The 23,939-nt window shown below is 44.8% G+C and carries 19 protein-coding genes; 12 read left to right on the top strand and 7 right to left on the bottom strand.

Features of this window, described 5'->3' with window-relative positions:
* Positions 1–157: 157 nt before the first annotated feature.
* Complete coding sequence (locus NO989_RS14180; protein WP_269351317.1) at positions 158–2,371, bottom strand: S9 family peptidase; 2,214 nt, start codon at positions 2,369–2,371, stop codon at positions 158–160.
* A 70-nt stretch (positions 2,372–2,441) separates the two neighbouring features.
* Between NO989_RS14180 and NO989_RS14175 the strand changes: the two genes are divergently transcribed.
* The 8 genes from NO989_RS14175 to NO989_RS14140 all read left to right on the top strand — a co-directional run bounded on the left by NO989_RS14175 (position 2,442) and on the right by NO989_RS14140 (position 13,389).
* On the top strand, positions 2,442–3,065 hold the full coding sequence (locus NO989_RS14175) for an NAD(P)H-binding protein (protein WP_371342763.1): 624 nt from the start codon (positions 2,442–2,444) through the stop codon (positions 3,063–3,065).
* 140 nt (positions 3,066–3,205) lie between these two features.
* On the top strand, positions 3,206–4,024 hold the full coding sequence (locus tag NO989_RS14170; RefSeq protein WP_075177903.1) for a tRNA1(Val) (adenine(37)-N6)-methyltransferase: 819 nt from the start codon (positions 3,206–3,208) through the stop codon (positions 4,022–4,024).
* Between the two features lie 13 nt (positions 4,025–4,037).
* A complete protein-coding gene (locus NO989_RS14165) occupies positions 4,038–4,526 on the top strand; it encodes a YgjV family protein (RefSeq protein WP_014977436.1) in 489 nt (162 codons plus the stop codon).
* Between the two features lie 294 nt (positions 4,527–4,820).
* On the top strand, positions 4,821–5,393 hold the full coding sequence (locus NO989_RS14160) for a hypothetical protein (RefSeq protein WP_014950752.1): 573 nt from the start codon (positions 4,821–4,823) through the stop codon (positions 5,391–5,393).
* Positions 5,371–7,596 carry a UDP-forming cellulose synthase catalytic subunit gene (gene bcsA, locus NO989_RS14155; RefSeq protein ID WP_371342762.1) on the top strand — a complete coding sequence of 742 codons (2,226 nt, stop codon included), beginning with the start codon at positions 5,371–5,373 and terminating at the stop codon, positions 7,594–7,596. Before NO989_RS14160 ends, bcsA begins: the two co-directional genes overlap by 23 nt.
* The gene (locus NO989_RS14150) at positions 7,593–9,869 is read left to right on the top strand and encodes a cellulose biosynthesis cyclic di-GMP-binding regulatory protein BcsB (RefSeq protein WP_371342761.1); all 2,277 of its coding nucleotides are present in this window, start codon (positions 7,593–7,595) and stop codon (positions 9,867–9,869) included. Before bcsA ends, NO989_RS14150 begins: the two co-directional genes overlap by 4 nt.
* Positions 9,863–10,969, top strand: a complete 1,107-nt coding sequence (locus NO989_RS14145; RefSeq protein ID WP_239220162.1) for a glycosyl hydrolase family 8 — start codon at positions 9,863–9,865, stop codon at positions 10,967–10,969. Before NO989_RS14150 ends, NO989_RS14145 begins: the two co-directional genes overlap by 7 nt.
* Positions 10,966–13,389, top strand: a complete 2,424-nt coding sequence (locus NO989_RS14140; RefSeq protein WP_371342760.1) for a cellulose synthase subunit BcsC-related outer membrane protein — start codon at positions 10,966–10,968, stop codon at positions 13,387–13,389. Before NO989_RS14145 ends, NO989_RS14140 begins: the two co-directional genes overlap by 4 nt.
* 39 nt (positions 13,390–13,428) lie before the next feature.
* Here the strand turns inward: NO989_RS14140 and NO989_RS14135 are convergent, their stop codons facing one another.
* The 5 genes from NO989_RS14135 to NO989_RS14115 all read right to left on the bottom strand — a co-directional run bounded on the left by NO989_RS14135 (position 13,429) and on the right by NO989_RS14115 (position 18,809).
* Positions 13,429–14,841, bottom strand: coding sequence for a collagen-binding domain-containing protein (locus NO989_RS14135; protein WP_061486562.1), 1,413 nt, complete (start codon positions 14,839–14,841; stop codon positions 13,429–13,431).
* 181 nt (positions 14,842–15,022) lie between these two features.
* Entirely contained in the window at positions 15,023–15,433 is a 411-nt protein-coding gene (locus NO989_RS14130; RefSeq protein WP_014950746.1) for a biopolymer transporter ExbD, read from the bottom strand.
* Between the two features lie 142 nt (positions 15,434–15,575).
* Complete coding sequence (locus tag NO989_RS14125; protein ID WP_014950745.1) at positions 15,576–16,364, bottom strand: CLCA_X family protein; 789 nt, start codon at positions 16,362–16,364, stop codon at positions 15,576–15,578.
* Between the two features lie 25 nt (positions 16,365–16,389).
* Positions 16,390–16,926, bottom strand: a complete 537-nt coding sequence (fldB, locus tag NO989_RS14120) for a flavodoxin FldB (RefSeq protein WP_014950744.1) — start codon at positions 16,924–16,926, stop codon at positions 16,390–16,392.
* Positions 16,927–16,943: 17 nt separating this feature from the next.
* Positions 16,944–18,809, bottom strand: a complete 1,866-nt coding sequence (locus tag NO989_RS14115; protein WP_371342759.1) for an alkaline phosphatase family protein — start codon at positions 18,807–18,809, stop codon at positions 16,944–16,946.
* Positions 18,810–19,080: 271 nt separating this feature from the next.
* Between NO989_RS14115 and NO989_RS14110 the strand changes: the two genes are divergently transcribed.
* Complete coding sequence (locus NO989_RS14110) at positions 19,081–20,202, top strand: hypothetical protein (protein WP_371342758.1); 1,122 nt, start codon at positions 19,081–19,083, stop codon at positions 20,200–20,202.
* A gap of 101 nt (positions 20,203–20,303) precedes the next feature.
* Here the strand turns inward: NO989_RS14110 and msrA are convergent, their stop codons facing one another.
* Positions 20,304–20,849 (bottom strand): peptide-methionine (S)-S-oxide reductase MsrA, encoded by a 546-nt coding sequence (gene msrA, locus NO989_RS14105; RefSeq protein WP_014950741.1) that lies wholly within the window; start codon positions 20,847–20,849, stop codon positions 20,304–20,306.
* A gap of 224 nt (positions 20,850–21,073) precedes the next feature.
* On the opposite strand from msrA, the gene NO989_RS14100 reads away from it, so the two are divergent.
* The 3 genes from NO989_RS14100 (at position 21,074) to NO989_RS14090 (ending at position 23,917) form a co-directional block, all read left to right on the top strand.
* The gene (locus tag NO989_RS14100) at positions 21,074–21,469 is read left to right on the top strand and encodes a thiol-disulfide oxidoreductase DCC family protein (protein ID WP_014977428.1); all 396 of its coding nucleotides are present in this window, start codon (positions 21,074–21,076) and stop codon (positions 21,467–21,469) included.
* A complete protein-coding gene (locus tag NO989_RS14095; RefSeq protein WP_287498176.1) occupies positions 21,459–22,184 on the top strand; it encodes an SDR family NAD(P)-dependent oxidoreductase in 726 nt (241 codons plus the stop codon). The genes NO989_RS14100 and NO989_RS14095 overlap by 11 nt, the downstream gene beginning before the upstream one ends.
* 311 nt (positions 22,185–22,495) lie before the next feature.
* Complete coding sequence (locus tag NO989_RS14090; protein ID WP_014950738.1) at positions 22,496–23,917, top strand: sodium-dependent transporter; 1,422 nt, start codon at positions 22,496–22,498, stop codon at positions 23,915–23,917.
* Positions 23,918–23,939: the final 22 nt, after the last annotated feature.

Here is a 23,939-nt window from a genome sequence, read left to right as displayed (position 1 = left end):
CAAAGCGCTACAACGCAAACATGCACAAAATAAGCGTTAATTAAACTGACCAAAAAAAGCGATGCCTTCATAAGCATCGCTTTTTGCTTTTTACTGCTTTCTAGGGCTTGTTGAGCTTAGATGTACAGAGATCAACAGGCCCCAGGCTCTAACCGTATTAGTCTTTCAAGTTACGGTTAAAGAAGTTAGTAATAGTTTTGTATAAATGAATGCCCGTTTGCTTACCACGGATGCTGTGCTTCTTGCCCGGGTAATCCATAGTTTCAAATGGAATTGCCAAGTCTTGAAGGTGCTTGTAGAGCATTGTTGAATGGGTAAACAACACGTTGTCATCTGCCATGCCGTGGTAAATCAAAAGGTCGCCCTTCAGATCTTTTGCGTAAGGGAATACTGAAGACGCAGTGTAAGCATCATCATCTGTATTTGGGTTGCCCATGTAGCGTTCAGTGTAGTGGGTATCGTATAAGCGCCAGTCAGTTACCGGAGCACCTGATACGCCCGCTGCAAAGTAATCGCCCGCTTTGAACATGGTCATTAGCGTCATGTAGCCGCCATAGCTGTGACCGTGGACACCAATACGCTCAGCATCAACGAAAGGAAGTGTGCGTAAGAACTCTACGCCAGCAACCTGATCGTCCACTTCAATAAAGCCCATTTTTTTATAAATAGGATCTTCAAAGCCTTTACCGCGATAATTAGAGCCGCGGTTATCTAACGTAAATACCACATAGCCTTGATCAACCCAGTGTTGGAAAAGCAAGCCACGGTTACCCGCCCAGCTGTTTGTTACAACCTGTGCGTGCGGGCCGCCGTAAAGGTAAACAATAACAGGGTGCTTCTGTTTAGGGTTTTGCTTGGCACTGTCAGGCGTGTAAATTCGATATTTAAGGGTTGCGCCATCCTTTGTGGTGATGTCACCAAACTCAGGTGCCGTCCAGCTATCCATGTAAGCGTGCAGAGGGTGGCCTTCTTCAACTTTATTTTCTTCAAGCCAGGTAATTCGCTCGCCAGTAGCGCTATTTAGGCTAACTTGTGCAGGAGAGTTAATCGTTGAAAAACGGTCGATAAAGATAGAGGCATCTTTGCTGAATGCCGCGCTATGGTATGCGCCTAGTTCAGTGATACGCGAAATTTCGCCGCCATCTAAAGGCACGCTGTAAACATGGCTTTCTAGTGGGGTGTCTTTGCGGCCAGAGAAGTACAAACGGTTGTTTGCAGTATCAATAGCTTCAACACTGTCTACAACCCAGTCACCTTTGGTTAACTGCTTAACCAACTTGCCTTTATTGTCGAAAAGGTAAAGGTGTTTAAAACCGTCGCGCTCTGACGCCCAAATAAATTGGCCTTTGTCTTTTAGGAAGTAAAGGTCGTTGTGCAGGTTTACCCACGTGTTGCTTGATTCTGTAAGCAGCACGTTTTCTTTTTTGCTGTTAAGGTCGAACGCTCGCAGCTCTAACGTTTGCTGATCCCGTGTCTGCCATTGGTATGTGAAGGTGGTGTTGTTTGGCATCCACTTACCGCGAGCAAAATAAATGTCTTTATCTTCACCTAAATCTACCCAAGTGCGATCGCCAGAGTTGATGTCTTGAATAGCAAGTTCCACCAAGACGTTTGGCGTGCCCGCTTTCGGGTATTTTTGTTCGATAAGCTTGATGTCGTCAGCATAGATTTCAGAACGCGTGATCACATCTACCGGGCTTTCATCAACTTTGGTAAAAGCAATTTTAGTCTCATCTGGCGACCACCAGTATCCGGTCATACGGCCCATTTCTTCTTGCGCCACAAATTCGGCCATACCAAATTTAATGTTGTCGCCACCTTCTTTGGTAATTGCCGTTTCTTTACCCGATTCAATGTGTTTTACATAAAGGTTCTGGTCGCGAATAAAGGAAATGTAGTTACCTTTTGGTGATAATTTAATATCAGTTTCAAAAGCGTCAGTATCTAAAAGTTGCTTCGCCCCTTTTTCGCCCAGCTTGTGATAAAACACATCGCCACCTAATGGGAAAAGTAATGCTTTACCATCGTCCGACCACTGGTAGCTTACAATACCGCTGCCAGATAAACGCATACGCTCGCGTCGCGCTTTCTCTTCATCAGAAAGCACTTCTTCGCCGCTTTGTAGGTCGTTTGAGTCGAAAAGCATGCGAGTTTGGCCACTTTCAATATGGTATTCCCATAGATCTAGGCGCTCGTAGTCGGTTTGCTTACCTTTAAGAAATGTTACCCGTTGACCGTCAGGTGATACTTTTAACGAACGGGGTGCGTTGCCATCGAGTGAAGGAGAAGAGAAAATACGCTCAATAGTGAGCGTTTCAGCGTTTAAAGCAGTAGAGAGCATAGCGGCTCCAATTAAAAGGGCTTTTTTCATTTTTATCTGCATATTTGACTGTCGAAGGTTTGATTGTAGTTATATCAATTTATGATACAAGGTGCGACATATGAAATCCGCAATGGTGCTAGGAGCGACAGGTTTAGTGGGACGAACGCTTGTAAATATGCTGTTACAGGATAGACGGTACAATGAGGTAACCTGCTTAGTCAGAAAACCGCTCTCCTCCAGTATGTTTAACGACCCTCACAATCGCCTAAAACCTGTAGTTATCGACTTCGACAATCTACAGGACTATCAAGGCTACTTTAGCGTAAATCATGTGTTCTGTTGTCTGGGCACCACACTTAAAAAGGCGGGATCGAAACAAGCGTTTCGCCGCGTTGATTTTGAATATGTTCATGTTGCCGCACAGCTGACCCGAGCTCAGCGCGCGGACAGTTTTGTATGGATATCATCGGTAGGCGCTGATGCTAAAAGCAGTAACTTTTATTTACGAGTAAAAGGCGAGCTAGAAAACGCGATTATGCGAATGCCTCAGTTACCCCATGCCTCTGCCGTACGCCCTTCGTTATTGTTAGGCAATCGCGACGAGTCGCGGACGCTAGAAGATATAGCGCAGAAAACGGCGCCCATATGGCAAAGCATAATGAAAGGCCCGTTAAAGAAATACCGACCCGTTCATGCCGTTGACGTGGCCAGAAATATGATGTCGCTGCAGCGCTGGAAATAAGCGCTCACAGTAAATGTCACAACCTTAACGTGAAGCACAACCCGACTTGATATAGAATGCGCGCCTTTTAACGCACTAGGTAATACGACTTCCTTATGTTCCGCTGTAAACAATTCACCGTAGCACAGGACAAATGCGCGATGAAAGTGAATACCGACAGTCTGATTTTAGGAAGTTGGGCACAGTTTCGCGCAAACCTCAGCCATGCCCCACGTATTTTGGATATCGGCACCGGCAGTGGCATTTTAGCGTTGATGATGGCCCAAAAAGCAGCGCACTTTTGCAATCCGAACGGTGAAGAGCAGAATGTTCAAAGCAGTTCAATTGACATCAGCTCGTTCGATAATGGCGCAGCCAGAATTGACGCGATAGAAATAGATGAGCAAGCCGCAGCGCAGGCCGCTACCAACTTTAAAAATGCAAAATGGGCCAAACAGCTGTTTATTTACTGCTGTGATGTAACTGGCTACACCTCCCCCCACTTGTATGACCTAGTGATTTCTAATCCACCTTACTTTGACACGCCAGCTACACTTTCAAATGCGTACAGCAAGCAAAGTCAATCTCGCTCGGTGGCAAGGCAAACGTCTGCATTGGGCTCAGATGAACTTTTTAGTGCAAGCAGCAAGTTGTTAATAGAACAAGGGCAAATGTACTGTGTGTACCCAGCGTCGATGGAAGCCTCGGTTATCGAAACGGCTGAAGGTTATGGCCTATCGCTGGCAGATATTCTTTATGTAAAGCATACATCTAACAAATCGCCTTATCTTTGCGCGTTCCACTTTAAAAAAGTAATGGAGGGCGCAAGTGATAATCTTAAAAACGTTACTGCACATCGGGAATGGCCGAGCTTAATAGCGAAAAATGCAATCAAAAATGAGCTGATAATTAGGGATCAAAAGGGCGAATATACCAGTGAATACAAAGCCCTTTGTCAGCCTTTCTACCTTAAATTTTAATGAGCTTATATTAATGAACATAGTTGCAGAAGGCTTTGGCGCAATAGCCGTTGTTTTAAATTTTATTGGGTATCGCCAAACTAACGTAGACAAGTATTTGCTTATTTCTGCGTTTGCCTTAAGTGCACTTAGCGTGCATTTTTTTATGCTAGATGCCATGGCCGCAGGCATTGGAACACTGCTTGCCAGCGTTCGTAACTTTATTGCCATTAAACATAGAAGCAATGCCATTTTATTTTTCTTTGTTGCGGTGAATCTAGGCTTCCTCGCTTATGAGTGGTTTGTGCTAGAGCACAGCTGGATAATCTTCATTGCCTATGCGTCTTCACTTATTTTTACAGTGGGATCTTTGGTTATCCGCAATACGCACACTATTAGAAAGGTTTTTCTTGTTGCTGAAACTTTGGGGTTGTTATATGCCATTTCCGTGGGCAGTATTTTTGGAACGGTATTCAATGTAAGTAACTTGATCAGTATTTTAAGTAAGCTGCGCAAGCCCTAACGCTTTAGCAATAAAACTCACCTTATCAATTAGTCTAATTTGCCCACTTTAATCCCGTTTAGTCGGGCTTCTTTTCTGCGACTTACGCTACCTGCTATATGGCTTTTCATATAGTCTGCACACCCTTGTAGGCCTTGCCCTACATGACTTATACCAAAGTTCAATGAGCTAAAGTTCAATATCAATTTGCGTATGTAAGCGTATCATTATTAATCAGTAAGTATGGTTTCAGCAATTTTTCCTCTGAATGTACGGAAGTAGACTCAGTGTGTAGTAATGAGGGGAGTGTGCGCAGTGAAATTAGTAGATAACTCACAACAATTTGACCAATCACCTACGCTTGAACAATCGTTTCAGAGCGCTATTAATGAAGGCGCTGCGGTAAACGTGTTTGAGCTTGCTCAACAGTTTAAAAATACCAACCCTGCTTTTAAAAAACCTCAACTGGTTGAAGAACGCACGAGTTTAGAGACAGAGCAGCTGTGGAAGAAGCGTCTTTCGATGCTGCTAGATGCAGAAAATAAACTTATGAAAGTTATACGTTTTCGCAAAATTACTGGTATATTTACCGTAGCAAGTATGGCTATGTTTTTATTTTCCCTGTACATAGCGCCAACAATGTCGCCAGTATTGTTCTATGGCCTTATTGTTGTGGCTGCATTTGGAATGGCAACGTACCCAGCGTGGTTGTTAGCGTCTAAAAGCAATAAAAAGCAGAGAGATGACATTTCTCGTTTGTTTTATAAAAGTAATCACGAGATTGAAATGTCGGACGGTAAAATTACGTTAATTAACAGGGCGAACTATGCAAGTGTAACGCAAATACACGTACTGGATCGCAAACTTGGACTATTCGCAAACTCGTAGGCAACACTACACCTCTCAGTTCATTATTGTTCTGTTAGTAGCATCCTTTATTCTTGGGGTGCTACTGCTGGCACCCATGGATGCATTGGGCCAGCTTCTCTCTTCAATCGTTATCCTCATCGCAATATCCTTGTGCAGCAAAGAAGCGCGACACACGCAAAAATACCAGCATTTATTCCGCATTTTAGCTCTGGTGCTAGCCATTGCGCTTAGCGTCAGGTATTTGTTGTGGCGTGGTATTTACACGCTAACCTACTCAGATTTTCTTTCAATGATTGCCGTCTGGCTATTATTTGGCGCTGAAATTTATGCGGGGATCACTTCAGTGTTAGGGGCGATCGTTAACGCGTTTCCGCTCAGTCGACCGCTTTTGTCCCTGGAAGGGGTAGATAAATCAACTCTGCCCAGCGTAGACGTCATGATCCCGAGTTATAACGAAGATGAAGGGATATTAGAAGTTACTATCCGCGCTGCAAAAATGCTCGATTACCCTAAAGAAAAGCTTCGTATTCATTTGCTTGACGATGGCGGAACCGACCAGAAAATTAACGCTGAAAACCCTGTGTCAGCGGCCACTGCAAAACAGCGGCGACAAGATTTGCAAGCACTGTGCAAACGTTTAGACATTACCTATCACACTCGAGCAAAAAATGAGTTTGCCAAGGCGGGTAATGTGAACAGTGCAATACAAAATACCACGGGTGATTTGATTGTTATCTTGGATGCTGACCATGTTCCTACTTCGGATTTTCTTGATAGAACCGTGCCGTGGATGCTTAAAAACGAGAAGGTCTTTCTCGTTCAAACCCCTCATTTTATGGCTAACCCAGATCCTGTTGAGCGTAACTACTTCTCTGCGTTTACTCGCATGCCTTCAGAAAACGACATGTTTTACGGCACTATACAGAAAGGCTTAGACTACTGGGGGAGTTCCTTCTTCTGTGGATCAGCCGCATTGATGAGAAGAAAGCACCTCGATTTGGTTGGGGGGATTTCCGGCGACTCTATCACTGAAGATGCAGAAACCGCGTTAGATCTTCACAAAATGGGCTACGAGTCTGTATATGTGGACAGACCTATGGTAAGCGGCCTTGCGCCAGAAACTTTTGATGCGTTTATTCAGCAGCGTATGCGCTGGGCACAAGGCATGACGCAGATTTTACTACTTAAAAAGCCTTTTAAAGCGCAAGGACTAAAATGGTATCAGCGAGTGGGCTACATGAGTTCAATCATGTTTTGGCTGTTCCCGTTTGCTCGCATCATCTTTTTGCTTATGCCACTGGCGTATTTGGTCTTTGGGCTTCAGGTTTACCATGCATCGATGCTGGAAATTCTTGCCTTCACCCTGCCTCACGTTATTGCCACATACATGATATCCACCATGCTCTTTGGGCGAACCCGATGGCCCTTAGTGTCAGAGTTATATGAAATACTACAGTGCGCATTTACGCTAAACGCATTAATCAAGGTTTTCTTAAAGCCGCGGGCACCTTCATTTGTTGTAACACCAAAAGGAGAGAGTCTTGACAGAACCTTTGTATCGCCACTATCGAGCGTGTTTTACTGGCTAATATTGGTAATCACATTCGCATTAGGGAGCGGTGTCTATAAGTTCATAACAGAGCCTCTTACACGCGAACTTACTGTGGTGGTCATGTTGTGGAATGTATTTAATTTGATTCTATTGTTGTCTGTTCTTAGTGTGTTATTAGAGCGGAAACAGGTGCGTAGTCAGGCACGCCTACCAGCTACGAACAGTGTCGTTATTAAGACTACAAGTGATGAAGCTTGGGTTGGAGATTTGGTCGATCTTTCGCTAGGTGGAGCTCGCTTACGCTTGAAAGGTGAGGGAGCGTTAGTACCTGAAAATGCCACGCTCACATCGTGGAGTCACGCACTGAAAAAGAACGTTCATTTGCCAATTAGCGTTCTGCATTACGACAATAGGTCAAAAATTCTTCGAGTACGCTTTATGCCTCAAAACGAAGAACAAGAAAACGAAGTCGTCGCCTATTCACTGTGTGATAGTTTGCGCTGGATGTCGTTTCAACGAAGAAGAACAAGGGCTATCTCATACTGGTTCGGCGCAAAACATGTGTTGAAAGTTGGGTTAAAGCCTGTTTTATTGCATATGCTTGTATTAATGGGGAAGTTCGCCGGGAAATTAGGTTTGCTTGCTAAACCGGCAAAGGAAAATCAATGATAAAAAAATACCTTATGTTCATCGTATGTTTGTGCATGCCTTTTACCCTAGCGGCGCAAACTGACACGTATCGATTAACCGACTTTTTTGGCGGTGAAAGTACCGTGCGCTTGCAGGGAAAATCTGCCTCCATTGATATTCCAATTCCCCTTAGTTCAGTAACTGATGTGGACAGCGCGCTACTTACATTAGAAGTGGTCAGCTCGCAGGCGTTAATCAAAAAACGTTCTCAGCTGTATGTGAGATTCAATAATGCGACCATTGGACAGATTGCGTTCGACCCAGACAGACCTTCTCTTGTATCTGAAATTGCGATCCCTACTTCATTGTGGCGAGCCGGGTTTAACTCTCTGACACTAGCGGTAAGTCAGCACTATGCCGAGCAATGTGTTGACGGCAGTGCGCCTGAATTGTGGAGCGAAATTAATGCATACAACTCAACGCTAAAAATTGCGACGTCGGTGAATGAAAAGCGCTTCACGTTAGATGAGCTGAGCGGATTCTTTAATCCAGGAATTGGCGGACAGCGAAACGTTCAGCTTTACACGGCGCGAGAAGCTGATGATCAAATTAAATATCAGACACTTCCCATTGTTGCTCAAGCACTGTCTCTTAGGAATCAATATCAGCCGCTTATTATCGAGCATGACAGCTTTGATGATGGTTACGTTTTGCCCCAGCTAGAAGACACAGAAAATAGTTTTTGGAACGACCAAAATGTTGCTCGCTACGAGCGTTCTGCATGGTATCTCAAAGCCAAGCAAAAACAGCCTGTTCATATTCTAGTTGGTACAGTCGACGCGTTATCACCGGTATTATCTGACGAAGTGATTAACGACATTGATGGCGCGTTTCTAAAAGCACAGCGCACACCTGCGTTTGTTAAGGACAGCAACGTTATTGTACCGGCTAGTTACCGCCTTATTGTCAGCGGTACTACGCAAGATGAAGTACTTGAGGCAGCGAAAGCCTTGGCGGTAATGGACGATGCGATTAACCCTATTTCACAAGTTACCGTACTTTCACAGTCACAAATGCAGGCGGAAACGCTGCAGCGTCATCGCATTCTGAACCCAGACAATCACTACACATTCCAAGACTTTGGTGTGGCGACCACTCAGTTTAGGGATGAGGGGAACTTCACCAAACGGGTGTCATTCAGATTGCCTGCAGATTTTTATGTACCTGAAAACGCGAGCGTGAGCTTGCTCTTAGACTTTGGATATGGCGCAGGTTTTGGGCCAGGTTCGGTGATGAATGTAAGCGTGAATGACGAACTTGTACACGGTTTGTCTCTTAATAATATTAACGGACAATCCTACCGAGACTATCAGCTAAGAATACCTGCACGGTTCTTCAAAGGCGGGACGAATAATTTAGACTTTGCGGTAACCATGAGAGCGCCGTTAGCAGGTGTGCCTTGTGATGATATTCCTGGTTCCCACCTCGTGTTCCAGCTTGATGATTCTTCGGCAATAAAGCTACCTGATGCAGGAAACGTGGCAGTTCAACCTAATCTCGTCTTGCTTTCAGAAACGGCTTACCCGTTTGCGCGCTTTAAGTCAGCACCATCGTCAACCATTGCTATTCCGTCAGATGACTATTTAGATACAGCGTTAACTCTTTCAGCGAAATTAGCGCAAGTAGCCCAAGTGCCTTTATTGAACGTGAAAATAGCAACTGGAAACGACATTACAACCGAAGGTTCTGTGATTGTTCTAGGTACCCCTGAAAGCTTAACGAATATTGAGCAGTCTGAATTCAGTACGGCCATTGAGGCAACGAAACGCTGGTCTTATCGGTTACAGAACAATCTGTACAATCGCGTAAGAAACCTGACTGACGATCAGTCTTTCAAAGAAATGCGCATAGACGGTCATACCGTTCAAGAAAGTGACTTAGGTGAGCAAGCAGTACTTACTGCACAGGCACACCCTGTTTCATCACAAACCGATACCTTGTTCATTGTTGCAGCGCAGACGCCGGAACTTCTTCAAGCTAGAGTCGAGGATCTGGTTAGTTTGTCGATGTGGGGGCAGATGGCAGGGGATTTCTTCGCATGGAAAGATGGTCTTTCGCCATCACTCATCATGCAGGTAAGCGATAAATATGAAGTGGGTGAAGCCGACGACAGCTGGCTGCATTTACGACTATGGCTGTCTAACAACCCGTGGTATTGGTTAATAGGCTTTATATTGGTTGTATTTGTTGTGAGCCTACTTATTTATCTGTTGCTTAAACGCAGAAATAAACAAGTGCAAGACTCATGGTAAAGCTGCATTACGCTACAAAAGCGACGCTAGTGATAGGTTTTTTGTTCCTGTTGGCGTCGTGCTCTACCAAGGAAGATAGCGAATTCAAGTCTCAGTACATAGCGTATAAGGCATTGTTTGTTGACGGCGGGCGCGTGGTAGACACAGGAAATGATGATGTGTCTCACAGCGAAGGGCAAGGATACGGTATGCTCTTTGCCGTCGCCGCCAACGACAAAGACACCTTTGATGCATTATGGCACTGGACCCAACGTACGCTCATGCGCGAAGACGGGCTATTTAGCTGGCGCTACCGACCTTGTGTGGATAATTCATCTTCTTGTATCGATGACCCTAATAATGCCTCTGATGGTGAGATTCTTATTGCGTGGGCATTATTGCGTGCAAGTGAAAAGTGGGGCGTTGGTAAGTATGAGGAGGACGCCAGGAATATTGTACGTGCTGTAGAGCAGAAACTTCTGGTGGTGAATAATAACAGTGTAGTGCTCTTGCCTGGGGAATACGGATTTGCATCTGACCAAACAGGAAATAGCAGCCTTCAGCTAAATCTGTCCTATTGGGTTTTTCCCGCCATAACTGACCTGTCTTCGCTGTCGGATACTCCGTCACGTTGGGAAAGCCTGTTCGAGTCGGGCTTGATCTTGCTGTCGAATATGCAGTTTTCTACCTACCAATTGCCCAGTGATTGGGTGCGTTTCACCCCTAATAGTACTGAGTCCGATAACAGTAAGATTGGTGCGTTAAGTTTAGATAATGTGATATCGCCTGAGTTTGGTTTTAATGCGATCCGTATACCGCTTCAGCTTGCATGGTCCCCACGTTTTCGCCAAAACGCTAGGTTAACTGAGAAGCTACTTTCCCCCTACAATGCATGGTGGGCGATAACGCCTACGCCAGCTACCATCAACCTGTTAAACGAGGAAACCGCTGAGTACGAAATGTCTAAGGGAATGCGTTCAGTGCAGATGGCCGTAAACAGCTTGATGAAATCAGAAGAAAAGCAAAGGCCAGAGTGGCCTGAGATCAATCGAAACATGGATTATTACTCGGCAAGTTTAACGCTGCTTTCTATGCTAGCAGTTTTGGATAACGCATCGTGAAAACTCGGTTTACTCGCACCTCTTTGTATCTGGCACTAGGCGCTTTGGCCACGTCACTTGTGTCGGTGCAGGCATACGGACAAGCTAAAACAACGTACAAAGAAAAAGATCTGGGTATATTACCTGCACAACAAGATCAGCCGGATTTAACAGGGCTTTGGTACCATATTAATGAGCGACAGATTCAGCAAGCCAATGAAGAGTTTACGCGTTTAAAAGCTCGTTACCCTACGTGGCAGGTGCCACAAGAAGTCGAAACCGAACTAAACAGAATAAACGGCCGCTTAAAAGGTACTAACAAGCCTGTAGTTTCAGAGCCAAGAGAATCGTTTCAGGCTTTAAAAAAGCAGCCAGATAAGCCCGCTTCTAAAGCCCTCCCGCTCGAACAATTTGCTCAGTTAACGCCGAAAGCCAGAGCAAATACGTCGAAGCAAAAAGTAGAAACGCTTATTGCATTGAGCAATCAAATTAAGCGAACTGATTTTTACTTGCTTATGGGGTGGACGGCCATTGATAAAGGCATGTTAGAAATGGCAACGCAGCAGTTCTCTCAGGCCCAACAATCGGCAGTTCGTGATATCGATAAACAATCCGCTCAACAAGGCCTTAACAGTGTCACTGGTATTAAGCTACAGCAGGCATTGTCTTTGCGCGATACGACAACGCTGGAGCAATTTCTCAAATCTGATAACAGCGGCTACGTGAAAGAAGTGCTGCAGGGTGCGGCATGGCAACAATACGACTTGAAAAATTACGACTTTGCCGACGCGCTATTTAGTTTGGTGAACGGTAATGAAGGCAGGTATTTGTCACTTAGCGCGCAAAGCAGCGACACGGCCAAGCAAAGCGCGTTCGACCTAGCATGTAGTGTCAATACTGAGGTTTTCATTCGACGCTGTGCTGATGGTCTGGCTAGCCGACAGGCTCAGTTTTACGATACACGGCGCTACAAGCAAAGTATTGAGTCAGGCGAAGCACTCGCCCGTTTGAGATCGTTAAGTGTAGATGAGCAAGCACTAATTGGGTGGGCTGCTAAAGAGATACAAGACACCACAACCGCCACCGCGGCGTTCGAGCGAGTGCTCGCGAAGACGCCAACCGATGCGGTAATTGCCAATGAATTGGTTACAATTAATCAAGACGACGAAGCCACACTGAACCGATTGGCGCTGAGATACAGTGCGGTAAAAAGCATATTGCAAGAACGCACCACACGTAACGCCTGGCCCAGAAAACAGTTTTGGTTAGCCTATCAAAATCGCGATGCGCGGGGAGTTACAGCACAAACTAAAGGTGGCCTAAGTGCAGTCTACGGTATTAATACTCGCAGTCGAAGCGGAAGTGAGGGGCTCGGTAATTTCGATGTTCTGTCGCAATATATTGGTATTGGCAGCGGTTATGAAAACTGGCTGTGGCAAGTATCACTCGACTATAAGCAATTCTACAGCGGTCGCCCTCAAGTTGGAGACTGGTTTGGTAACGACCAATTGAGTGGAGCATTTTCGGGAATAAGCGGCTTTGAAGATAAGGGGCTTCGCGCCGAAGCGCATTATCAGGCACCTGATTTCAATTTTTACGCTAACCTTGAATATGCCATGTTCGATCAACCCGTTGGCGCTAAAGTAACGGGGCAGATATCTGCAACCAAATTTCTTACCAGTACAACGGTAGCTGCAACCTTATTTAGAAAGGCAAAAGAAGACAGCTTATTAAGCCAAACCGGAACCTTCAATGCTGATCACGCGAAACCTTGGGGCTACGTGATAGAAAGTGGCATAAGAGGGTTAGTAGCGCATGCAGTGGCCGACAACTGGTCTGTTGCAGGTACTGCTCAGGTTAGTCGCTTAGAAGGCGAGCAGGTTGACGACAATAGCGCACTCTCTCTACGGGGTGATGTGAGTTACGATATTGCTACCATGATATCTCCCATGCTTGATTATTGGCGCGTAGGGCCATTCTTGAGCTATACAAGCTACGATAAAAATTTAAGCGGCTTTACGGTCGGCAATGGTGGCTACTTTAGCCCCAGTCAGTTTGTCAGCATCGGGGGCTATTCAGAGCTGTTAACGCTTGAGGCGCTAAACTGGCAAGTTAAACTTCGAAGTTCACTTGCGCTTTCACGTGTTGAACAAGACGATGATCTGCGCTTTCCGATTGGAGGTGCATTTCCTACGGCAGACGAGAACGCGACCCTTGGTGAAAGCTCAGATACGGGTTTAAGCGGAAATTTTATGGCTGAAGGTCAGTATCGAATCAATCACAACTGGATTGTGGCTGGGTATATAGGAAAAGCATTTGCGGTTGAGTACCAAGCATTTGAAGCGGGTATTCAGATAAGGTGGCGAGAAGGGCGAGGTGCTGGTGTAACAAGCGATGAGCTTTTGCTGTCTTCGCCAAGATTAAGCGGCTTTGCACTATAAAGCCGCTTTTGCCTGAAGATTCACTCTCTTTTTAAAGCGTTAATTCGCTTTTCTACGTCTAGCTAGCATGAAACATCCAGCGCCAAATAAAAGGGCGATTGATGCAGGTTCACTTACGTTGATAGCGCCGAACTGATAGTTATTTACTTGGCCTGTCGGCGCATTGTAGGTTTCGCCGTCGTCATTAATCAGTTGCACCAACGGAGTGACCAAACTATTAGCAATGACATTACCGTCTACATGACCATTGTAGAAACTTAGCTCTGCATATGGCGCCAGTACACTACCTTTAACACCCACACTATGTAGTGTAAGAAAATCAGCATCAACAAAGTTAAACAAGATGTTGTTGGTATAAAGGCCATCATGACGCTGACCTACATTGTTGTCATTGTCTCTGTACTGGCCATTTTCTCTGAAATATTCATTTTCCTGCGTAAAGGCCGTATTAAAGAAGCCAGTGTTAAATAACTCAACTGATTCACCGTACACATTGATGATGTTGTAGCTGGTGGTTGAGAAATCGTAAACAATGCCTTTATCAGCAGCGCTGAACCAACTAGCGTCAATATTGTAGATATTGATATCATCAGAGCCAGAGAAGGTAATGGTATTTAATACATCCTTGCTAGCGTCGGTACAAGCAACCGCTTGATCCGAATCGTTAGCGTCAGTGCACGACAATGTTGTTGTGCCATTCACCGACATTGACGCAAACTCCTGAGACTGCGCTGTTACTTCGGCAGCAATAGCATTAAAGTCGATATTGTTAACGTTAGCCTTACTCACGCTGCCCTGTTCAACAGATGTTGCTGTCGAACCATTGATAGCGGTGTAATTGTTAACGTCGTTAAGCGTTACGGTACCGTTAACTTCGCTGCTATCAAGTTCAACGCTAGACTCAGCAAATACGTTTCCGTTTTCAACTTGGGAGCCATATAAAGTAGGGTTACTCACACTGTCGTAAACACTATTAGGCCCACCAAGTTTCACAGTATTGGCGTGCACATCACCTGATACAACATTTGAGTTACCTAGTTTGACATCACCTTTGGATGAGATACCGCCAGACTTCACCGTAGAATTAATGAGATTTACAGTCTGCTGAGCGTTAACCGCTTTATCGAATGTGAGTTCAGAGCCAAACACCATACCTGACACGGTAGTTGAACCACCGTGAACATCACCGCGCGTGAAATGAAGGTTACCGCCTACGGCAAGAGCAGACTCAGACATATCTGGCGATAGCAGTAAGCCGACATTGAAATCGGATACGTTCATTTCGCCACCGACAGCTAGTCTTCCTTCAACATCGGAAGATTGGCCGGTAAAGCTATCGAAGATGAATGCGTTGTATTCAAACGCTTCACTTAATTCAATTTTGGCGGCAGACACTTGTGGTGCTGACATAACCGCTGCAAGTACAGCAGTATAGAGTATTTTTTTGTGCATAATGGCTCCAGTGACATCAGAGTCTGGAACCGAGTTTCAACATGGATTTTCCAGACACACCGAATGGTACGATCTGAACAAAATTCATGCGATAGCACAAGAGATACTTTGGTATAAGGTCTTATACGAAAAAAGCCACCCGAAGGTGGCTTTCTTTAATTTGCGTGGTCAGAAAGGCGTTTTAGCTGCTCTTTTTAACCAAAACAGATACTTTATCAATACCTGCAATTTTAACTTGGTTCATAACTTCTACCACAGTACCGTGCTCACTGTCTTCGTGAGCCTGGATAGCAGCTGAATCCGTGTTGTTTTCCGCTAGGTATGTTTGCGTGTTTGCAACCACACGACGAATATCAACTTCGCGGCCGCCCATCATAATTGTGCCATCAGCATCAATACGGATAGAAAGCGCTTTTGAAGGCTTATCGTTTTTCGCTTGATTATCTTCAGGACGGTTTACGTCCAAACCTTTCTCTTTCACGAACGAGGTCGTTACGATGAAGAAAATCAACATGATGAACACGATGTCCAACATGGGGGTCATATCAATCTGAGCCTCGTCTTCAGCCGAGGTATGCTTCTTTCTTTTCATCTCGTCTTCTTTCTTCTGTTACGTTCGAGCGCTTTAGTATACTGCTTGTTACAAAAATATACAGGGTTTTGTACAAAAACAGTGTGCTCATTAACACTTGTTGTTGAAAAAATACTCAGTTTCACAGTAATAAAACAACAAACTAGGTTTGTTTATGTGAAATAGCGACACCTAATTGGTAAAAATACAACATCAATGCCTGATTGAGTGATGTACGCAAGTTACCATGAGGATAAATGCCAAGTCTAGCTTCCGTTGATTTTTTTGTCCCCTGCACCAAAAATGCGTTTTTGATCTCGTGATCTTGAATACAGGCTTCAAATGCGCGGGCAGCCATCTCCTGAGGCATAGCATAATAATACATTTTTAACGCGCGATCAGCTTCTACGGATCGCACAAAGTACTCATTTGGTCTTTTTTGATCATTTAGGAACAATAGCGAGAAACAATCGCTCAATTTTTGATTCAACGGATGAGGATTCATCGGGGCATTGTCGAGCCAGGCCTGTGTGGCAAAGCTACCGGCAGCAATACCGTCGAACATGCGCGGCGCAATATAATGATCGAAAGCGTGAAACCATTCGTGGGCTAGCGCTCCGGCTCCTGCATTTTTTGCTAGCGCAAGCTGTCTTTTCGCACTGTTGTAGTGGGCACTGCTGTGTTTTTGACCGCCACTGCCAAAAGCCAGTGACAGGGATCCGTTTAACGATAACACCTGTTCATTGATATTTAAGATCGCGACCAGATCGTAAAGCGCATCGAAAAAGAGGTTAGCAGCGATCTGTTGTTCTTCTGCTGTTACCCATCTACCCACAGTGATCGTAGCGAAATTAAACAGTTTGCGAATATCTTGAAATGAAACATCAGCGCCGTCCCTGTGGCTTGGGCCGTTGCGATAAAACTGCTGATGAATACGGCCTTTACTTTCCAACACTGACATCCGGAATTAATAGGCGTTAAGCCATCGAGACCAATAACTGTTCGCACCATGCTTCGATGCGCGCGTCTGTTTTGTCGTATTGGTTTTCATCGTCAAGAGACAGGCCAACAAACTGAGTTTTGTCTTCGGTTAACGCTTTTGAGGCGGTAAACTCGTATCCTTCGTTTGGCCAATAACCCACGATCTTACAGCCTGATGGCAATATTGCATCGTGAAGCATGCCTAGTGCATCTTGAAACCATTCACCGTAACCAAGTTGATCGCCAAGTCCGAATAAGGCGATGGTTTTCCCTGATAAATCCAAACCGTGCACTTCTTCCCAATGAGACTCCCAATCTTCCTGCAGCTCGCCAAAGTCCCACGTTGAAATACCAAAAATGATAATGTCGTATTCGGCCGTGCGCGTTAGGTTAACGTCTTTAATGTTGTGAAGGTCAACAATATCTTCGTCGAAAAGGCTATTGAGCTGCGCTTGGATTTTTTCTGCTGCCATTTCGGTATAGCAGGTTGTTGAGCCGTAAAATAATCCGATGGACAGTGCGCTATCACTCATTAGATACCTCTTTTGAACTAATCGTCTTTAGAAGCAGGGAATTCTACCTCTTTACCGTTGCTCAACAAAGCTTTGCACTGAACATCGGTGTTTTTCTGTGAAATTTTTAATACACCAATGGCGCAACCGTTGAATAATTCGCCATAGCCCAAACTTGGCTCTCTCGCTTTTACTGACATATTTCGACGTCTTGTGAAAAGGTTTAGAGGCGATTTAGAGCGATAAAGCACGCGGTTTAATCTATCTAGCCATTTGATCAATCCATCCGGAAAGGCGTTTTTTAATCCGCTGCAGGTGAACTGGGTGATGTGGGGGCTGTTGCGCCTAAAGCGCAGGCGTACATCGTATACAAAGGAATAGTGCACATCGCCAGATAGAATGATGAAATCGGGGGGCGTTTTGTAATGCCTGAATATGTTTAATATAACGTTCGCGGTGCCTTTGTGGGCCATCCAGTTCTCAGCATCAACAGTAAGCGCCTTGCCAAAAAACGTAAACACCTTTTGAATGGCTTCGATAACCTTTACGCCATAAATGGGAGCGGCAGAGACAACGATGACAGATTCTTTGCCGATTATGGAATGCTGAAAATCACACAGTGCTTCCCAGTCCATTAGCCCCGAGGGCTTATTCATATTAGATTCACTGCGCCAACGCTGCGTGCGGGTGTCTAAAACCTCAATAGGTGGTGTGGTATCTAAACGGTAATGCCACTGATCAAAATCCAAAAGATCATCAATGACTTCATCGTGCGAGTTTAAACCGCTTTCTCCCATTGATTCTTGTACTTTAGCAATTAATGGCGCTACTTTTTTTGGCGCATTTCCCCATCCTTGGCAAAGCAAGTAGCCGATAAGCGCATTGCCGATCATGCGTTTTGATAGAGGGTTTCCATAGACTTCTTGTTCCCAGCCCCGGGTTAAGTTCCAATCGTCGGTAACATCGTGATCGTCAAAGATCATATAGGTAGGAATATGTGCCAGAGCCCTACGTACCTGCGGTAGCTGTTTTACAAAGCCGTTAAGCGCCTCGTGTTCTTTGTCGAAAATAGCGTGGTATTTTGGGGGGATCCCATCTTTATCTATATTGATATCAGCCCAAAGCGTGTCGGACCACACCAGTAAATACATAGCGATGATCTCCGCACTGCCAATCAAATGGTTTTGCGCGTTTACTGATGTGAATACCGGTTTCTTCTTAGCACCAAAGAATATTGAAGACAGTACCGTATTGGTCGCAATTTGTGGCAGAAGCTGCTCTCGTTCGTAATACCCATGTTCATGTGTGGCAAGTTCATTAGTGTTGGTTACTACTGCCCCTTCCAGTGCTTCATGATAAAGACCTAAACGGTCAATCACGCTGTGTATGGCTTTAAGCATAGGACCTGCGACATCATCAGCGTAAATTTGATCGCCCGTCATCAACAGGAGATCGGGAAAATCATTTTGCTTTTTGAACGCATTTTTATGGAGTACATCTACTTGTGCTAGGGCATCATCACTGTGAAAGTGAGGCTTACGGCATGAGCCGTGCAGTATGGTCTCGGGAGTCTCGGTGTAGTGGAAACATAAGGAAGGCTGCCCATCGTAAAGAAGCCCGCGTTGTTCATTTTCCCATGAAGCCTGCTGAGCATCGTCGCTAAAAGATAGCGAGTAACCTATCCGCGCAGTATCTTCGAAGGGCTCTGACGAAGTGAAAGAGAGCAAGTGTATAAATGCGTACTTACCTACGCGTATGGTTTCGCGTTGACAATTGCCGCTGACGACGACTTCATTTGCAGATAGATTTAGAGCAGGTGAATCGGCGTTACTGGTTACTACCCAAATATGACATTCTGTAGATGTCACCTTTCTTACTATCGGACCTGCAATAACTTGGGGCAAGTGCTGCGTAGAAATGACGCTCTCCTTTAATTTTCGTCAATATTAATACACGTAAGCGTGTTAACTAAATATGCTGCACATTAATCGAAAACATGATGACAGCACGACTATTTAACGTTGCCAAATCATATATGTACTCAGCAAACCTGATGTCTATCGCATAACCTTACTCTTTTTTGTGAATAAACGGTATGCTCGATATACTCCCTTACAATTTTTTCAGTTTTACCTTTTGCTCTCGTCTTAATAAACGGAGAGAGGACTTCACACTATGCTAAAATATTTAACCAGTGCTGTGCTAACCACTTTACTGATAAGCGCCTGTAGCGAGCCGAAAGACGTTGTTATTACTCCTGAACCTCAAGACTTAACAGAAGTCACTGTGGGTAAATGGATCCTTGATGAAAAAGGCAACGTTATGTTTGATCCTCAAACCTCAGGGTTAGTGGTGCTAGACGGTCAACTTGTCACTATCGCAGATGCTAGCGCTGATACCACTCAACAGTTGAAACTTCATAGCATTTCACCAGATACCGCAACGCTGAGCGCATCGAGCGAACGCTTTTCATTTTCCAACACCGTGCGCCGAAGCTGTTTTTATAGCTATTTGAGTGAGCAGCCTGATTTAGAAGCGCTAGCCGTAGACCCCAGAGATACTAACGTAATTTATACGGTTACCGAAGATGCTACCCGTACCGGCGCATTAAGCCCTCGCTGTGAAACCAAATACGAGGAAACAGGGTCAACAGATTACCCTACCTTGTTGGTAAAATTGACACGAAAAGATAATGGCTCGGTTGAAATGTCGGATGTGCGACCTCTTCAGTTTCCCAACGATTTTGAAGTAGGTAATTTTCCTAACGACGGCATTGAAGGGTTGACGATGGCTGAAGACGGCACGTTATATCTGGCGCTAGAGAAAGATAAAGCAGGACAGCCAAGAATTTTTACATTGGCTGTTGATGAAGACTTTTTCTCGTCGAATGATTTTGCCACAGTGAGCGAGCCTAACCTTCAACTTCCTTCGTTTACTTCAGGTAATCACCCTATCAATGGACTGGCGTTATATACTCATTCAACGGGCGCATCCTATTTGTTTGGCGCAGCAAGAAACGACAATGAACTGTGGGTAATTGATGTGAGTGGCAGTAAGCCAACAAAGCGTATCCCTATTACTTTCGACGTTGCCGGCGATCAGAGTTGCGAACAGTACACAATGGATAATTCGTCGATGGAAGGATTAGTGAACATTGAAAATACATTGTGGATCATTAACGATCCTTGGGAGAAAAACTACCTTAAAAACGCGACGTGTGAAGCGCATAAGAAGCGTTATGAAGACTTAGCGCCTTTATTATTTCCACTAGAAATTAACAGCGTTTGGTTTGAATAATAAGAAAACGAATAGATTGAAAAACAAAAGGGTTGCTTTTAAGCAACCCTTTTTATTGTTGGCTAACGCTATTGATAGCGCGCTTAATATCGCTGTTTTATTTATGCGTCGCTGCGAAGTCGAGAAGCGAAGGTTTTTTTGAACTTCGCAAGTTTAGGCGCCACCACCATAGAGCAATATTGGTTTTGTGGATTATTTTTGAAGTAATCTTGGTGGTAGTCTTCGGCGTCGTAGTAGTTATTTACTGCTACTATTTCAGTCACTACGGGATCGGGCCAAATCTCTTCTTCTGTGATTTCTGCGATAATTTTTTCTGCTTCAGCTTTTTGTGTATCGTCGTGATAGAAAACCGCGCTGCGATACTGTGTGCCTACATCATTGCCCTGTCTGTTAAGCTGTGTAGGGTTATGCAGCGCAAAGAAAATTTCTAGTATCTCTCGGTAGCTAATGCTGTCGGCATCAAACGTCACTTGTACCACTTCAGCATGGCCAGTATTTCCTTTGCATACCTCTTCATAGGTTGGATCGGCCTTTTCGCCTCCAGCATAGCCAGAAATTGCTTTTTCCACGCCTTCAACGCTATTAAACGCTGATTCGATACACCAAAAGCATCCGCCTGCCAACGTGGCGACTTGTAAATTTGCCATAGTAAAAACCTCTCTTAATCTTTGTCTGTAGTGTGGGTGCGGGTAGGTCACAACACAAGTCATCCAAGCGTGTTTTTTTATCGTATAAACGAATATTAAATAAGAATAATGTGCGAGCTAAGTGAAAGGTTTTAACATGTGAAGTTAGCTGCTTTCTTTCAAGCAGTTTGCAACTGGTAAGAATGCGTATAAACGTGTTCAAAATTTGGCAGAGGTATTCAGTCGTGATTATTTTCTATGACGGGTATTGTCCGTTGTGTATCGCTGAAATGCGTCATTTAAGAAAAAGAGACAAGCACAACAAATTAACATTGGTAGATATTCAGGCCCCCGATTTTTCGAACCGTTATCCAACCATGGATTGGCATGCACTTAATGCAAGAATTCACGGACTTCGTGAAGACGGGACGTTGATAACTGGCCTTGATGTCACTCATGAAGCATGGAAAGCCGTGGGCATGGGTTGGCTATATGCACCGCTTCGCTGGCCTGTTATTCGTCATGTGGCCGATGCTTTCTACAATGTATTCGCAAAGCATAGATACACCATTTCATACCTGTTAACAGGTAAAAAACGCCAGTGCGATCGCTGCATACCAGGAGAAGCCAGTGAAAAATAACGTACTCATAGTGGGCGCGTCGGGCGGCATTGCGTCTGCGCTTATTGAGCAATATAGCAGTGAAGGTGCTAGGGTGTTTGCGGTTAGTCGCGCCCCTTTAGCTGACACTAATCATTCTGGGGATGTTACCTATCATCAGCTGGCCGAACAGGACGATAGGCACATTAGCGAATTTGTTGAACAGCTGGCTGAACAGCAGGTTGTGTTAACTACGGTAATTATCACAACAGGCTTTCTACACCGCGAAAGCGATGGCATTCATCCTGAGAAACGTTTGGAAGATGTCAGCGAGCAGGCCTTAGCGGCTTATTTTTCGACTAACAGCATTATTCCCGCAATGTGGCTCAAGCATTTGGTGAATATTATGAGTAAAGAAGGCTCAACCCTTGTTTGCTTAAGCGCGAGAGTAGGGAGTATTTCAGATAATGGACTTGGCGGGTGGTACGGCTACCGCGCGTCGAAAGCGGCGCTCAACATGTTGGTTAAAACGGCGTCGGTAGAATACAAGCGCAGATTGAAAGACGTGATGCTTGTTTGTTATCACCCTGGGACGGTTGATACGGGGCTTTCTAAGCCTTTTCAAAAGAACGTCGCCGCCAAGAAACTGTTCACGCCTGAGTTTACCGCTAAACAGCTCATTCACCACCTTTCGGCGCTTAATCGAGACCAAGCTTGTCATTTTATCGACTGGAATGGCGAAGTGGTAACTTGGTGATACGGTCTAACATCATTTCAGCAAGTCCAACATCAAGACTTTTTATTTCACTGCTGTTACCATGCTATTTTTGGGAATGGTGCAGCGTATTGATAAGCCCATAGAGGTAGCAATACAACGCGTTGACGCCACACGTGAGTCATAACAACAAACGCCATCCTGATAATAAATAATACCAGTTCGCTCGGCTTGATTCTTACGAATAGTAAGTACCGACAACCAGCATAAATTGTGAGCACACGACGTTTTTGTGCATCACAAGGCATGATACGGCGAACTGCTATAACAATAACTCAACAAGAGGAAGGGATATGAGCGGGGCCAGAGAACAGTTCGGATCGCGCATAGGTTTTATTTTGGCTGCTGCAGGTTCTGCGGTAGGCATAGGTAATTTGGTAGGGTTTCCTGTCGGTGCAGCTAAAAATGGCGGTGGTGCATTTCTTTTAATGTACGCTATTTTCGTTTTTGCCATTTGTTTACCGGTAATGCTGGCGGAAATGTCAGTTGGTCGCCATGCTAAAAAAGACCCGCTTGGTGCATACAGTGATATAAGCGGTAATGAAAAGAAATGGAAAGTCGCGGGGTGGCTAGCTATTGCTACGCCATTCATGATTGCCGTTTTCTACATGGTTATTACCGTGTGGCTTTTCGGCTATTTGTTCGAAGCAGTAAGCGGAAATCTAGACAAGTTAGCTAACCCAGAAACCTTTGGGCTGTTTATTAACTCAGAAGCCATATTTTTATATATGGCGGCCGTTGTTGGTGTGGTCTACCTCATCCTTCAAGGCGGTGTAAAAGAAGGGATAGAAAAAGCGGCAAAGCTGCTCATGCCTGCGCTATTCGTGATGCTAATCGGTCTCGTTATCTTCGTATTAACCCGCGAAAATGCGATGGCTGGCGTTGAGTTCTACATCGTTCCTGAGTTTTCAAAAATTACTGCTGAAGTGGTGAATGGTGCGCTATCGCAGGCCTTTTTCTCTCTATCGTTGGGCATGGGTATTCTTATAACCTATGGTAGCTACATTGATAAGCGTGCAGATGTACCGAGCGCTGCAAAGCTGGTGGCGTTAACGGATACAGCCGTGGCGTTCACTGCGGGTTTGATGATCCTTCCAGCCATCTTCTCTTTTAACCCAGACATTAACCCTGATGATTTAAGTGAATCGTCAGTGGGCATGATTTTTACTTACCTGCCTAGTATCTTTCTAGCGTTACAAGACTCGATTGGATATATGGGCGCATCGATTGTCGCTAGCTTGTTCTTCTTATTAGTGTTCTTTGCGGCAATTACGTCGCTAGTGTCTATTTTTGAAGTACCTGTTGCGGCGCTTATGGATGAAAAAGGTGTAAGCCGTAAATGGGCGCTTGGGTCGCTAGGAAGCATTATGATTTTGCTAGCCATCCTAAGTGCGTTGTCATTCGGTAAAGTTGATATGCTTACGTCGTTTATGCACTACGCTGGCGCAGATAAATCACTGTTTGATGTCATTTACGATGTGTTCTACGACACGATTTTGCCTTTAAACGGCTTGCTAATTTGTTTGTTTGTTATTTATCGTTGGAAGAGTGCAAACTTCAATGCTTCTTTGGAAGAGGGCAGCAGTGGTTACAAAGGCAGCTGGTTTGAAAAGTACGTGGATATTTCGCTGAAAACCTTTATTCCGCTTATTTTACTCGTGATTTTTGTAAACACGGTAGCTGTAAAATACTTCGGGTTGAGCCTATTCGGATAGTCAGGTTTTACAAGAAATGACG

The sequence above is a fragment of the Alteromonas sp. DY56-G5 genome, assembly GCF_041414725.1.
Classification (GTDB): Bacteria; Pseudomonadota; Gammaproteobacteria; order Enterobacterales; family Alteromonadaceae; genus Alteromonas; species Alteromonas macleodii.
Note: the sequence above shows the minus strand (reverse complement) of the source record. Positions and strands in the feature narration are given on the sequence as shown.

Coding starts and splice junctions, on each gene's coding strand:
- NO989_RS14150 (WP_371342761.1), top strand. CDS start 7,593: ATGATAAAAAAATACCTTATGTTCATCGTATGTTTGTGCATGCCTTTT.
- NO989_RS14180 (WP_269351317.1), bottom strand. CDS start 2,371: ATGAAAAAAGCCCTTTTAATTGGAGCCGCTATGCTCTCTACTGCTTTA.
- fldB (WP_014950744.1), bottom strand. CDS start 16,926: ATGAGTGATAGCGCACTGTCCATCGGATTATTTTACGGCTCAACAACC.
- NO989_RS14165 (WP_014977436.1), top strand. CDS start 4,038: ATGAACATAGTTGCAGAAGGCTTTGGCGCAATAGCCGTTGTTTTAAAT.
- NO989_RS14090 (WP_014950738.1), top strand. CDS start 22,496: ATGAGCGGGGCCAGAGAACAGTTCGGATCGCGCATAGGTTTTATTTTG.
- NO989_RS14170 (WP_075177903.1), top strand. CDS start 3,206: ATGAAAGTGAATACCGACAGTCTGATTTTAGGAAGTTGGGCACAGTTT.
- NO989_RS14130 (WP_014950746.1), bottom strand. CDS start 15,433: ATGAAAAGAAAGAAGCATACCTCGGCTGAAGACGAGGCTCAGATTGAT.
- NO989_RS14135 (WP_061486562.1), bottom strand. CDS start 14,841: ATGCACAAAAAAATACTCTATACTGCTGTACTTGCAGCGGTTATGTCA.
- msrA (WP_014950741.1), bottom strand. CDS start 20,849: ATGGCAAATTTACAAGTCGCCACGTTGGCAGGCGGATGCTTTTGGTGT.
- NO989_RS14175 (WP_371342763.1), top strand. CDS start 2,442: ATGAAATCCGCAATGGTGCTAGGAGCGACAGGTTTAGTGGGACGAACG.
- NO989_RS14145 (WP_239220162.1), top strand. CDS start 9,863: ATGGTAAAGCTGCATTACGCTACAAAAGCGACGCTAGTGATAGGTTTT.
- NO989_RS14110 (WP_371342758.1), top strand. CDS start 19,081: ATGCTAAAATATTTAACCAGTGCTGTGCTAACCACTTTACTGATAAGC.